A 13,205-nucleotide genomic window follows, 5' to 3' on the forward strand; every position below is an offset into this window, starting at 1 on the left:
AGGGTTGGTGGGCAAGTCTGCGGGTGACGGTATCCCTCGGTGTTCCTTCGCCCCCGCAGGTGCGGCGCCAGGGGTTCGGGGTGGTGACGTGGCAGAGGATCTCGGCTTTCGCTGCGCCCAGGTACTGCCCAATCGCGGTGAGTCCTAAGCCATCAAGTCCGGTGAAAGTGGTGAGGTCTGGTTCGGTGAAGGTAGAATTGAGCAACGTCGAGGTCTTTCAAGAATGTTTGTGTGGTAACTTCCATTCTTCTGGAAGACCTCGACTTTTTCGCGTTTTGGCGACATGCCCGGGGTCCCGGGTGTTGGTTTTAGGTGGCTACACTCTCAATCCTGAAGAGCCAGATTTCGGGTCATGCTGGCCATCCATGACGTAGGGTGACTCTGATGCAAAATAGGACTCAAAATCAAAAACAGATCCGCCTGTTAATCGACAATGACACAGGAATCGATGATGCGTTGGCGCTAGCGTACCTTTGCGCCTGTGACCACGTGGACATTGTTGCGGTCACCAGCACCCCGGGCAATGTGAGCGCTGACCAAGTAGCTGCCAACAACCGCGCACTGCTGACCCTCTGTGGCAAACCGGAAGTGCCAGTGCTGATCGGCGCGCGGAAGCCTTTGGAAATTCCGCTAGTCACCACGGAGGAGACCCATGGGCTCCAGGGCGTCGGTTATGCGACGTTGCCAGACGCCGGAGCGAGGGAAGGCGAAGACCGAGACGCTGTGGACTTCTGGATCAATGCTGCACGGGCGAACCCTGGCGAACTCACGGTGCTGTTGTGCGCACCATTGACCAATTTCGCCTTGGCGCTGCGTCGAGAACCTCGCTTGCCATGGTTGCTACGCAAGGTCGTGATCATGGGTGGGGCGTTCTACTACCAAGGAAATACAACCCCAACCGCCGAATGGAATACGCATGTGGACCCGCATGCCGCGACGGAAGTCTTTGCAGCCTACACCGCAGCCGCGGAGGCGGGGCTTCCAGAAGAACAGCTGCCGATTGTGTGTGCATTGGAAACAACCGAGCGATTTGAGATGCGACCGGGATTCGTCAACGACTTGGCCATGACCGCCGAGCTTGACGAAGAACATGTTCGGGAAACAGATCCAGAGGGTACCCGGAGTAAAGCGGAAAACCCGTTGATCCGGTATGTCTCCGATGCTTTGCGATTCTATTTTGAGTTCCATAGAAACTACGACCAAGGCTACATCGCCCACGTTCACGATTACTTCGCAGCAGGTGTTGCCGCAGGCACGTTGGAGTATCAAACCAAGCTTGCGACGGTGGATGTGGAAACCGAGTCCACGTTACTTTTTGGAACAACGGTCGCTGACTTCCGCGGACTGTGGGGAAAACCTGCAAACGCGAAGGTGGTCACGGAAAATAATCCGGCACGGGGGTTCGACGAGTTGCGCGAGAAGCTGGCCGATTTGGCCCTCCGAATGTAAAGAGAATCTTCGAGAAGACACTTCGTGAGCTAAACTCATGAACCGGGCCAAGGTGACATAGGTCCGGTAATCGGGCGTCCAGCAGTATCTGCGGGACGCGATCCATGCACTGCATCTGAGGATTCTCTTCACCATGTCACCCAATTTGCTCCTTGCCGACGAATCGACCGGCAGCAGGCTCCGTCGTAACCTCTTGGCTATTGCAGGCACACTCTTGCTCGTTACGACCTATACAGTCCTCGTGATTACCCAACCGACAGATCTCACCGGGGGGCTGGGCCAGGGCGTAGCCCTGGCAACGTTCGCCGCGTACCTGCTTTCTGCCTTGCTGCTCCTGGCGGCTGTCCTTCAGGACTTGCCTGTATCGACATTGACTTTGATTCCTGTAGCGCTCGCGTTGAATATCCTCTTGGGGCAGTTTGTCGGCTCGGTGATGGTGCCCCTGTATCTGGATTCGATGGGCACTGTGCTGGTCGGATTCCTGGCCGGGCGTCGCGCCGGTGCGGCAACTGGAGTCCTGGGAACCTTGATCTGGTCTTTGTTTGCCCCGACAGTACTTCCGTTCGCGGCAGGAGCGGCGCTCATTGGCTTCCTTGCAGGCACGGCAGCTCGTTTCGGTGCTGTTCGACGTGTATATCTGGCTCCTATTGCGGGTCTTGTCTCCGGTGTCCTCGTAGGGGCGATCTCTGCACCTGTGGCGGCATTTGTCTTCGGCGGGACCTCGGGTGTGGGCACCGGTGCTGTTGTAACTGTATTCCGTTCCATGGGCGACTCATTGTTGTCAGCGGTCACCAAGCAAGCGTTGCTCTCCGACCCAGGGGACAAGGCGATCGTTTTCCTCATTGCTGCGTTGCTCGTTTATGCCCTTCCCAACAGGATGTCCCAGAGCTATGAGTTCGTGCGTCGCTACCGGGTACTTGGACGGCGGGGCGGAGAACGAGATTAAGGGCATGAACTGGTTCCAACGGCTGCATCCGTTCACAGTTCTGGCGGTGGCTGCTGCCGTGGTGACCACTACGACAGCTGCTGGGCTCTGGTGGCTCAGCTGCACGGTGAATGCCGGCGCGTTGGTTGTGGCCTGGAGCGTTGGCAAGAGCAAAAAACTTATTGGCCTATCGAGCGCGATCGTGCTGCCAACTTTTGCCTCGCAGCTGATGATCCACGGGCTCGCCTCCAACGGGAGCTTCGGGCTGACACAAGCTGGCTTGCAGACAGCCGCAGAGCTGGGTCTGCGAACGGCTGTGCTGGTCGTGGTCGGGCTGCTGTGCTCCTTGGTCATTGACCGCCATCAATTGGTAGCGGCAATTGACCTATCGAAAGCACCTGCGCAACTTGGATATCTGGTGGCAGCGACACTCTTTCTGCTTCCCCAACTTGCTGAGCGGCAGCGAGTCATCAACGAAGCACAGATGCTGCGACAGGTGAAGTTTCGTCGTGGGCTACGAGGTTGGTTCCAAAAGGTCCGTCTGCAGGCCGTTCCCCTGGTGCTTTCGTCTTTGGAGGAAACGGCCAATCGGGCACCGCATTTGGCCGCCCGTGGCTTCCCTGCAACCCAGAGGATGACTCGTTTGCGGGAAGTCCCAGACTCCAATGGGCAACGTTGGATCCGCCATGTTTCAGTGCTTTGCGTGTTGCTATTGCCAGCTCTGCTGCTTGTTCCAAGCTGGATGGATTTCGCATGACCAGTGAATTGAGCATTGGAAACTTGAAAACGGGGTTAGGCCTCGACATTGATCTTAAGTACTTCAGGTATGCGCATGCTGAGGTCGACGTTCTCCAAGACATCAAGCTGAACATTAGTCCTGGGACCGTCACAGTTATTAGCGGTGGTTCAGGGTCAGGAAAATCTACGTTAGGTGCAATCCTGGCCGGAATATTGCCTAGAACTGGTTTGGACCAGTTTGAAGGCGCAATAACCGTTGGTGGCAGACGCATTGAATTCTCAGAGGACAAAAGGCCTCGAATCGATCCTTCTGGCTGGGCTCAGCACATTTCGTTCCTGCCGCAGGATGTCAATGACTATCTATCAGGAATCAGGGCAACTGTTGCTGAAGAGATGGCGTTCGCGCTGGAGAATCGCGGAGTGCCACGAGAGGACATGCTGACTCGTATACTTGCAATCGCTGACATGCTGGACATCAACCATCTGCTCGCGCAGGACGTTGGCAAACTATCTGGTGGACAAGCACGAATCGTTGCTTTAGGCGCACTTCTGGTCGATAACCCGCAAGTACTAGTCCTGGACGAGCCATTTTCAGGATTGGATAAGAACGCCCGAAAAATGGTGATATCCGCCACCCAGAAGTTGAAATTGCTGGGCAAAGCGATTGTCATCTTGGCCCGGAACTATGTACATGGCGCGGATCATGCCGACAAAGTCCTTAGGTTGGAACGCGGGGAACTATCATCGTTCGAGCGGAAATCTCTTCCATCGAATCAAGAACCAAGTCTAGACAAGAAGCCACCTCAACCCACTGGGAGAGAATGTTCATCGGTACTTCTGGAGCTTGCCGGAACAAATCTCGGCTATGGACCATCAACACCACCGACCATTAGTGGATTCAACTTCAAGCTTCACGCCGGTGAATGCGTGGGAGTCTTGGGACTCAACGGAGTAGGCAAAACGACCATCCTCAAAGCTGCCGTCGGATTGCTCAAACCAACAGCCGGAACAGTGCGCACGAGCGCAAAGCCGGGTCTCTTGCTGCAGAACCCGAATGACCAACTTTTCGAACGAACCGTGTTCAAAGAAGTCGGCTACGGACTTCGATCTGATGCTAAATCTCAACAGCAGGTGGCAGCGGTGCTTGACCGACTGGATCTGTGGGACAAAGCAGAAACGCACCCATACGAACTGTCCATGTCGGAACGCAAGCTAGTGGCTCTTGCTAGTGTTCTTGTGCATGAACCGGAGATCTTGCTGCTGGATGAACCAACAGAGGGGTTGGACGACAACGGAATAAAGGTACTTCGAGAAATAATCGAAGCCTGCACGTCAAAGGGCCATGGCATCTTGTTCACGAGCCACGACGATTCGTTCGTCGCTCAGGCAGCTAACCGAACAGTGCAACTGAACGCCAGTGAAAATGCGAGATAGATCAGTACAACCCCTCCACCCCATTCAAAATGAAGTCCAGAATCCTGCAGGGAATCAGCCTGGACGGTCTATAGGGATCTCCTCATTATGACTGTGCGCCCTCCTCAGCCTTGGTGGGAGTTCATCGCTTCGAACGGCGAATTCCGACGCGAAAGTCCGATGGTTAGGAGAATGCCGATCAAGGCGAATCCGCAGGTGATCCACCATGTCGAGTTCCATCCACCGGTGAGCGTTGCAGTGCCGGCTAGCAACATGGGGCCGGTGAAATTGCCGATGTTGAAGAGCTGCTGGATCAAGCCCATGGACGCTGGCGCAGAACCGCCGGCCGGGGCCAGATCGACGGCTACGCGGGTCATGGTGGTTGGAATGGTTGCCCCGCTGATCGAGAACAAACCGACGGCGATCATCTGGATCCACAAAAGATGCGTCGGGTAGCCGAAGACGAATGTCAGTGTTGACGTCACGGCCATCAGGATGAAGCCCACCAAGAGCATGGTTCTGCCGTTGGCACCCCTGTGCAGCAGCGAGCCGCTGATAATGGCGCCCACGGCGTTCAGGCCGCCGACCACTGCGGTGACCAGACCACCGGTGACGGGGGAGAGACCGAAGCCTTCGTAGATGGTGGGAAGGAATCCCACTACCGCCATCCACTGCACGGTGTAGCAGCCGAAGATCAGACCGCTGACCCAGACGCGTCCGGATTTGGCTGTGATGCCGATGCGGCGGGCGGCATCGCGCATTCCAGAGGCACCCGCTGGGACATCGGGAGCCACGAACTTCAGCACCAGTGGAATCGGCAGCAACGTTATTCCTGCCAAGATCCACCACCAGGTGCTCCATGACATGTACTGCAAGACCAGAGCCGTGCTGAAGACCCCGAGGAACGTCGCCATGCCCATGTAGGCTGCCCACCAGCCGACAGCCATGTTCAGGTTCTTCAACGGCGCGTGCAAGCGAACCAGCCCCGGGCCCATCACTGTCGTCATGATGACTCCGGCGCCTTCGATGATGCGGGTTGTCAGAAGGACATTGGCATCTTGGGAAGCTCCGCCGAGGGCTGAGCCGAGGAAGAGCAAGAGAAGTCCGAGCAGCAACGTCCTGCGCTGGGAAATGAACTCCGAAAGCAGCGATACCGCCAGGCCTCCAATCATGCCGGCTACCTGGACCACGCCAAGCAGGATGCCGGAAAACAGCAGGGAAAAGCCCAACTGCTCCTGGATCATGGGTAGGGCCGGGGCCAACTTCCAAATGTGCAGGCCAGCCACGACGCCGGAAGCCATGATGATGATCCAAGCGGCATCGGTGCGCTGGAGGGCTTGGTGCGGGGCTGCGGACATCTGCGGAGTTCCTCCTTCATTCGGGTCTACCGTCGAATTCTGCGGCGTGATAACCCCATGGGATTGTTCCATGCAATGACCGCGGCCTCTACCAATGTGTCATTGAACGATAAATATCGATCAGCATGGAGAACAGTGCATGAGCGCTAGCATTTCGGTATGTCCGCGGTAGGTAATTGCCACCGCACCTCTGGTGAATTACGAACCAAACGGGCGGCGGGCCAGGAGACACGAGCGGGAAGCTTCGGAACGGATCCAGTTATTGATTGGCGATGACACCGACACTGATGACACATTGGCCCCAGCGTATCTTTGTGCCTGTGACCATGTGAATATCGTCGCATCCACCACTACTCTGTCAAGCCCCGGGTTTGCTAGAGTCTCCTTATCTTGATTTTTCTTCGCGGTTTCCGAGACCGTGCCATTCTGTTCGGTCCATTGTTGATGGATCTGAGCCGGTGATCTGTATTCGAGTGCTGGATACAGCTTCTTCATGATGCATCAGCCAACCCGCCGGGAGGTCTCTGCCATGACTCCGACATGCCCTGACCACACATGTCGATCGATCGGCTCCGCCTTGTAGACCGAATCTAGAGCTTCGGCTATGGCCTTGTCGAGCGAATCGCCCTTTGAACCTATAGAGGTGACAACCGTGTACTCAGCCAAGGTTTTTCCACATCTGATGAAACGGAATTGGGCGGATTCAGCAGGTCCATGGCCCGCACGGTGTACTTGGTGCAGATCGTGGTCACGGTATGCTGGCCCGAGGCCAGTCCGTTCATTCCAGCGTCACGCATCGGCCGGTTCGCATTAGAGGACTTCCAGCATCGGTTTTTCAGTCTTGGGAGCGGGCTGCTGCCGGGCGTGCGGGACGTTGTGGATCTGAGCGTCGGTAATGTTCCTTGAGGCTGCTTGGCGTTGCTTCCAGCCTTGGTTAGTACGTGAAGAGACCTGCAGGCCTGATGCCGCCAGAGTTTGGAAGAACGCGCACGGCTTCGTAGCCGCACTCGTGTTGCGGGTTGATGAACTTGGTAGCTAATGCCGTCGCGGGGCGAGCTCCCCAAACTCAAGAAAGTTGATGACTGCCTGAAAATTTTGTTGGATTCTTTCGGTTCCCTGACCTGCTTTCTGCGTTTTGATTTCAGCGAGTCCCTCGTTGTTGGGCTCCGGGTACGGTCCGCGGCATCGACGTGGGTTGGGAAGACCCAAAGACGCAGTGCCACGGCGCTGATGCTCAACTTTGGGTCGCGGCCTTGGCATGCCCGAAGTGTTCCATTTAGTTAAACCGGGTTCCGAGGCCGGGATCAAACCCGACAGCGAGTCCAGTGCGAACAACATGGCCGGAGAGGACGTAGAGATGACCTGTTGTATAAATGCCGTCGGACCTTGACTACGGGGTTGTCCTTGGCCGCAGAGAAGCAGAAAACCAAGCTCGTGGACGTGTTCGAGGCGCCGGAGTACGAGCCAGTTCAACTGGTTTGGGGCGTGTCATAATAGATGGTTGGTGCCTGCCGGCAGCCGAAACCCGAAGTTGGAAGGTGGACGTTGGAGCAACTGATCGGTGAAATTGGTACGAAGATACCTCAGGGTTGACGGAGCTGAAGAAGCTCGGCGGGACCCTGCGGCGAAGGAAGACTGACGTCCTGAAGTATTTTGACCATGCGGACAGCTTGAATAGGTCTACCGAAGCTTTCAATGGCCGTTTGGAACACCTGCGAGGTATCGCGATAGGGTCTATGAATCGGGCGCAGTATGTCGCACGGTGGTTGTTGGAGATTGGCGGGTTTAGACGTCGATTACATCCTGAATCCTGAAGAGTCAGAAAACCGTTCGTGGAGGGCAACTTGTTTTCTAGTCACGCGTAGAAAGGGTCGGCTTGGCTAGCAGGCGTCCGCACATGCTATCCCAGGTTGTCGCGCCGCCGCTGGCAAAGAAAATTTCGGCTGCAGATGGCTACGTCAGCGGCACTGGTCATCATCGGCGATGACTGATCTGCAGATTCTTGTCCAGGAATTAGAGGCATCCACCAATGTATAATAGGTGCTATTCGACCGATGCATCACTGCTGCTGCTTCGGTATACAGGTGGTTTCAGATGCTTCTGTTGAACAGTCAGCGGACCGAATCCGGTGGGCGCCCCGGGGCATTACACCAGTGTATCGGATTCAGCCCTACATTTTACTTGTCCAACCCGGAATTGCCGCGTTGAGTGCTTCAAGTCGCCAATCCTGCAATTTTAGTTCGGTTCGCCTTTGATGCTGATTATGTAACCAAACCCCAAGCGAATGTTCGCGTTCAGAAGCGAAGGTCTTGTACCGGGGCATGGCTCCAAATTCAGACACGAAATCTTTCAGAGCAATTAGTTTCGCATTCCAACGTTCATCAAGTTCTTGTCGATGCAAGTCTGTCGTCCAATCGGCGACGTCGCCGAGCAGCGCTACCTTGGATTTAGACATGCCCCCTTGAGTGAATGACCGTCGCTGGACGGCTATCCACCGAAAAAGTCGTTGTTCCTGAGAATCTCCGTCGTTCCTTGGCAAACGCCCATGGATCGATTGGAACTGAATTATCTCATCAAGACACTTACGCCATTTGGTTGATGGGCGATCGGGACCTCGACCATTCAATGCAATGTCATGAGCAGAGCGTAGGCCTGGCTGATACTTTTCACGTACTTGCAAGTGTAATTGGACGGTGGCGACGTTTTGGTTGCAACGGTCAGCGATTTCCCGTACCGTCAATCCTGCTCTGTACATCATGTCCCATTCAGGGTGCCTCGACACGTCCCAGCTAGTCATGTCGAGAACGGTAGTACATGTTGCCGAGAATCGGAAGACCGAGCAATCCAAAACTTATTCCTAAAATTGTGTATCAATAGCTCCTTTTCTGATCTCACAATGAAAAAATGTGAATATTATCTTTAGTTGCGGCAATACTGCTTTTCATTCTCGACTGGTTATCATCCCAGTATTCGGTTTGAAGTTCTTTGGACTTCTTTCAAACTTAGGCTGAGTGATAGGAACGCGGCGCCTTGCGTCATGTCAATATGCTCGCCGAAATTACTCTTCGAGCCTGTCAGGTTGATTGTGTAAGACCCCTAGTCAATTGATAGAAAGAGACTAGGAAAAACACGATATGACCATCAAGAAAGACCAGGCCGAACAGAGCATGGAAAACGGGCTCTTCAGGATTGAGAGTGTAGCCACCTAAAACCAACACCCCGGATCCCGGGCGTGTCACCAATGCAGCAAAAAGTCGAGGCCTTCGCGAAGAATGGAAGTTACCACACAAACATTCTTGAAAGACCTCGACAGTGCACGAGTCTACCTTTACCGCACCGGATCTCACGACCTTCACCCGCCTCGACGGCTTGGGCCTCACCGCGATCGGTCAGCACCTCACCGCGGCGAAAGCCGAAATCCTCTGCCATGTGACCGCACCGGATCCGTGGTGCACCCGCTGCGGATCCGAAGGCGCCCCACGCGATACGGTCACCCGCCGGCTCGCCCACGCACCGTTCGGGTGGCGGCCCACCGTCTTGGTCATCAGGCACCGCCGCTACCGATGCCCCTCCTGCCGGCACGTGTGGCGCGAGGACCTCTCCAAAGCGATGGCACCACGCCAGAAGATCAGCCGCACCGGCCTGGCCTGGGCCCTGAACGGGCTGGTCTGCCAGCACCTGTCCGTCTCCCGCATCGCCGAATCTCTGGGCGTCACGTGGAATACCGCCAATGACGCGGTGCTGGCCGAAGGCCAACGGGTCCTGATCAGCGATTCGTCCCGGTTTGACGGGGTCAAGGTCCTCGGTGTCGACGAGCATGTCTGGCGGCATACCCGCACCGGAGACAAATACGTGACGGTGATCGTGGACCTGACCGCGGTCCGCGACGGCACCGGCACCGCCCGCCTGCTGGACATGATCCCGGGCCGGTCCAAGGCGGTATTCAAGACCTGGCTGACCGAACGCGAGGACCAGTGGAAGCAGGGCATTGAAGTGGTCGCGATGGGCGGGTTCACCGGCTTCAAAACCGCGGCCGTCGAGGAACTTCCTGAGGCGGTTCAGGTGCTGGACCCATTTCATGTGGTCAAGCTCGGATCGGACGCGTTGGATCGCACCCGGCAGCGGGTGCAACGCGAGCAGCACGGACGGCGCGGGTTGAAAGACGACCCGCTCTACAAGGCTCGCAGGACACTGACCGTGGGATTGGATCTGGCGATCGAGAAGCAGAAAGCCAAGCTGGAGGACCTGTTCACCGAGCCGGCGTATGAGCCGGTGCAGCTGGTGTGGAGCGTGTATCAGCGGATGGTCGATGCCTATCGGCAGCCAAAAGTCGAGGTCGGCAAGTGGGCCTTATCGACGCTGATTGACGAGATCGGAGCAAAGGTGCCTGCGGGATTACCGGAGCTGAAACGGTTGGGCACCACGCTGAAACGTCGCAAGAATGACATCCTGGCCTACTTCGATCACGTGGGCAGCTCGAACGGCCCCACCGAGGCCTTAAATGGGAGACTGGAGCATTTACGGGGTATCGCGTTGGGGTTCAGGAATCTGACGCACTATATCGCACGGTCATTGCTGGAGACCGGCGGGTTCAGGCCACGTTTACACCCTGAATCCTGAAGGGCCACTTTAGTTGTCGATCCAGAGGGCAACCACTGCACCGGTGTTGGTCCCGGATGACTCGTGGTCGTCGCGCCCGACGCGGACGCCCGACGTTTCCCCAACTGACTAGCGCCGTTTGGTTGTGATCGATTCAAACTAAAGCTGGAGGTGTTGCACTGTAGCGTCAACGACGTGCGTGGATCTCATCGCAACGGCAACCGCCACCGAGAACCCACTCACGATCCGCACCAGTGAGAAGTCGGGCTAACTTCTCGGCCCGTTCCCCTATGAACTTGTCGCCACTCTGGAGCCTGCGGTATTCAGCCAATCTTGCAAGGGATATCTCCCGGGCACTACCAGGTATCCGGATCAGCACTTCCATGTCGTCGGAACAGCACTACCCACTGACGCTGTTTTGCAAGGCCTGTGCCTCGTATATTTTTGCTCGCGAAATTTCTAACATCGATGTTTCATGAGTTAGTCCGACTGGCGATGCATTATCCCACACCGCTGAATGAACCAGGCCTGCGGTCGGCCCCTACCAGATACGACTAAGGCCCGGCCATTGGGCTGGGTGATCTAGTTGATGTTCTTCCACCGAACACCGGGATACGGTTTACTGGTATTTCCCAACTTGCAGAGGGCGGATGCGGTCTAAAACCCGGGCGTCCCGGTGGAGGACCTCAGTGTACGCCGCGCGTTCGCCTGCCCGAAGCGCGGCGTCCTAAGCATCCTCCCCTCTATGCCGATCTCCGTTGAAAGCTTTTGCGAACGCGACGTGAAATGTCGATCCGGAGCATGAGAGTCGAAGGATGACTTCACCCACCACGATCATTGAAAGCGCACTCCACCACCTGTTCGCTCTCGGTTCTCAGAAGGAGGTGTTCTGCAAGGGAACACCCTGGACCGATCGGCTGCGGCCTTCGCCATGCCGTGGACCCGCTCGACCTCTTCAGAAAGTGACTGCACTTCGGCCTGCCCTGCTGCATTACCTGGTTGGAGGAGGCGACCTGGCATGGCATGAAGGTGTCTCCGGGCTCCTCGACGTAGCCCGCGGCAAAGAGCAGGCGCACCGTATGTCTGCCGCTCATGAGAGGATGACACGAGGACTGCCCGCACCAGCGTCGCATAGCACCACCTCTACCAGCGCTCTAGCGACCTCCTGCCGTATTGCGGAACGACCCCGGGACTCGACGAGATCACGGGAAGCTGGCATGCTGGGCACGAGCGCGATCTGCTCATGAGTTGCGACTTATTCGGCTTGCCTTGCTGCGTCACGTGTCTGTCGCCGGTGGCTTCAAGCCGCTGATTCTCCGGGACAAGGAATGCGGCGTAGAGGTGTGTGCGGTGCTCGCTTTACGAGTTGGCACCGACGAATCCTATCGCGTTGATGCGTGTCGCGTCGGGAGCTCACGATCCATGCGAGCGACAGACGCTACTAGCAGGCTTCGGATAGGTCGCCCGGTGTGCTAAACAGCACAGCCTGTGCTCGCGGCGCGCAGCCGGAGGATCCCGAGGGCCTAGAGTGCTCGACGGTAGCATGGAAGCAAGTCGCGCGGAGATATTTCGTCGCGTGCCAGAAGCGCGAAATGACAAATGGCGAAGGAACAGCATGGCAAAGAGTGCGAGGAATCGTGACTTCCACGACGCCCGACAGGCGAAGAAGGACGAGTTCTACACTCAACTGTCGGACATCGAAAAAGAACTTGCGCACTACACCGATCACTTTCAGGACAAAGTTGTATATCTGAATTGCGACGATCCTAGGGTGAGCAATTTCTTCCGCTACTTCACGTCGAACTTCGAGAAGCTCGGCCTCAAGAAACTGATCGCTACGTGCTACAGGAACAGCGACCCCGGGGCCTTCAGCAGCGGTGAGTCCGAGAGCGCTGTATGGCTCGAGTATATTGGCGACAATAACAGCAACGGCGTACCCGATGCTGACGAGATTGGCGTGCGCCCACTCGCTGGGGACGGCGATTTCCGCTCTGAAGAGAGCATCGCTTTGCTCCAGCAGGCGGACATTGTGGTGACAAATCCACCGTTCTCACTGTTCCGTGAGTACATGGCGCAATTGATAGAGCATGACAAGAAGTTCATCGTGTTGGGCAATATGAATGCGTTGACGTATAAGGAGATCTTCCCGCTCTTCCAGAATGACCAGGTGTGGTACGGACCCAGCATTCGAAGCGGTGATCGCGAATTCCGTGTTCCAGAGGATTACTCTCTGGATGCAGCCGGCACCCGCGTCGACAATGAGGGTAATCGCTACATCCGTGTAAAGGGCGTGCGTTGGTTTACGAACCTGGACTACCAGGATCGGCACCAAGATCTGGAACTCACAAAGGAGTTCTGCCCTGAAGAGTACCCGGTGTACGCAAATTTTGACGCGATAGAGGTGGGCCGCACTGCTGATATCCCGCGCGACTATGCAGGACTCATGGGAGTGCCGATCACGTTCATCGACAAGTACAACCCTGATCAGTTCGAGATTGTGGGGTCGAGTAAGACGATGGGGCGGCCAATGTCAGAAGTCGCGGCGAAGGGCACCTACCAGCAAGGTGGGCCGCGGTTCTACCTGCCGGTTGGTAAAGATGGTTATAGACGCATGTACGACAGGATCGTCGTGAGGAACAAGCGACTGGCGTCGTCTTCCGAAGAACGGAGCTCCGACGGCCATGTCGTATCGATACCTCGGTAACAAGACGAAGCTCACTGAC

8 protein-coding genes and 2 pseudogenes are annotated in these 13,205 nt (G+C 56.4%); 7 read left to right on the top strand and 3 right to left on the bottom strand.

The window, feature by feature from the left end; translation table 11 throughout:
• Window positions 1–205: pseudogene (locus tag IEY43_RS02395) on the bottom strand (ISL3 family transposase); the annotation flags it as partial.
• A gap of 179 nt (window positions 206–384) precedes the next feature.
• Between IEY43_RS02395 and IEY43_RS02400 the strand changes: the two are divergent.
• The 4 genes from IEY43_RS02400 to IEY43_RS02415 all read left to right on the top strand — a co-directional run bounded on the left by IEY43_RS02400 (window position 385) and on the right by IEY43_RS02415 (window position 4,546).
• Window positions 385–1,449: a nucleoside hydrolase gene (locus IEY43_RS02400; protein ID WP_188946986.1), complete on the top strand. Its 1,065-nt coding sequence runs from the start codon at window positions 385–387 to the stop codon at window positions 1,447–1,449.
• A 133-nt stretch (window positions 1,450–1,582) separates the two neighbouring features.
• Window positions 1,583–2,395, top strand: a complete 813-nt coding sequence (locus IEY43_RS02405) for an ECF transporter S component (RefSeq protein ID WP_188946987.1) — start codon at window positions 1,583–1,585, stop codon at window positions 2,393–2,395.
• Between the two features lie 4 nt (window positions 2,396–2,399).
• A complete protein-coding gene (locus IEY43_RS02410) occupies window positions 2,400–3,131 on the top strand; it encodes an energy-coupling factor transporter transmembrane component T family protein (RefSeq protein ID WP_188946988.1) in 732 nt (243 codons plus the stop codon).
• Window positions 3,128–4,546 (top strand): ATP-binding cassette domain-containing protein, encoded by a 1,419-nt coding sequence (locus IEY43_RS02415; protein WP_188946989.1) that lies wholly within the window; start codon window positions 3,128–3,130, stop codon window positions 4,544–4,546. The genes IEY43_RS02410 and IEY43_RS02415 overlap by 4 nt, the downstream gene beginning before the upstream one ends.
• Before the next feature lie 104 nt (window positions 4,547–4,650).
• Here IEY43_RS02415 and IEY43_RS02420 read toward each other — a convergent pair whose 3' ends face one another.
• Window positions 4,651–5,883, bottom strand: coding sequence for an MFS transporter (locus tag IEY43_RS02420; RefSeq protein WP_188946990.1), 1,233 nt, complete (start codon window positions 5,881–5,883; stop codon window positions 4,651–4,653).
• A gap of 1,270 nt (window positions 5,884–7,153) precedes the next feature.
• On the opposite strand from IEY43_RS02420, the pseudogene IEY43_RS02425 reads away from it, so the two are divergent.
• A pseudogene (locus tag IEY43_RS02425) lies at window positions 7,154–7,697 on the top strand (transposase); the annotation flags it as partial.
• Between the two features lie 356 nt (window positions 7,698–8,053).
• Here the strand turns inward: IEY43_RS02425 and IEY43_RS18535 are convergent.
• Window positions 8,054–8,680, bottom strand: coding sequence for a helicase associated domain-containing protein (locus tag IEY43_RS18535; RefSeq protein WP_188946991.1), 627 nt, complete (start codon window positions 8,678–8,680; stop codon window positions 8,054–8,056).
• Between the two features lie 515 nt (window positions 8,681–9,195).
• On the opposite strand from IEY43_RS18535, the gene IEY43_RS02435 reads away from it, so the two are divergent.
• A complete protein-coding gene (locus tag IEY43_RS02435) occupies window positions 9,196–10,503 on the top strand; it encodes an ISL3 family transposase (RefSeq protein ID WP_188946992.1) in 1,308 nt (435 codons plus the stop codon).
• A 1,594-nt stretch (window positions 10,504–12,097) separates the two neighbouring features.
• Window positions 12,098–13,186 (top strand): adenine-specific methyltransferase EcoRI family protein, encoded by a 1,089-nt coding sequence (locus tag IEY43_RS02440; protein WP_188946993.1) that lies wholly within the window; start codon window positions 12,098–12,100, stop codon window positions 13,184–13,186.
• Window positions 13,187–13,205: the final 19 nt, after the last annotated feature.

The organism is Glutamicibacter protophormiae (assembly GCF_014647495.1).
GTDB lineage: Bacteria > Actinomycetota > Actinomycetes > Actinomycetales > Micrococcaceae > Glutamicibacter > Glutamicibacter protophormiae.

Excerpts from the sequence above, each read along its gene's own strand:
- IEY43_RS02400 (WP_188946986.1), top strand. The coding sequence starts at position 385 with ATGCAAAATAGGACTCAAAATCAAAAACAGATCCGCCTGTTAATCGAC.
- IEY43_RS02405 (WP_188946987.1), top strand. The coding sequence starts at position 1,583 with ATGTCACCCAATTTGCTCCTTGCCGACGAATCGACCGGCAGCAGGCTC.
- IEY43_RS02410 (WP_188946988.1), top strand. The coding sequence starts at position 2,400 with ATGAACTGGTTCCAACGGCTGCATCCGTTCACAGTTCTGGCGGTGGCT.
- IEY43_RS02415 (WP_188946989.1), top strand. The coding sequence starts at position 3,128 with ATGACCAGTGAATTGAGCATTGGAAACTTGAAAACGGGGTTAGGCCTC.
- IEY43_RS02420 (WP_188946990.1), bottom strand. The coding sequence starts at position 5,883 with ATGTCCGCAGCCCCGCACCAAGCCCTCCAGCGCACCGATGCCGCTTGG.
- IEY43_RS18535 (WP_188946991.1), bottom strand. The coding sequence starts at position 8,680 with ATGACTAGCTGGGACGTGTCGAGGCACCCTGAATGGGACATGATGTAC.
- IEY43_RS02440 (WP_188946993.1), top strand. The coding sequence starts at position 12,098 with ATGGCAAAGAGTGCGAGGAATCGTGACTTCCACGACGCCCGACAGGCG.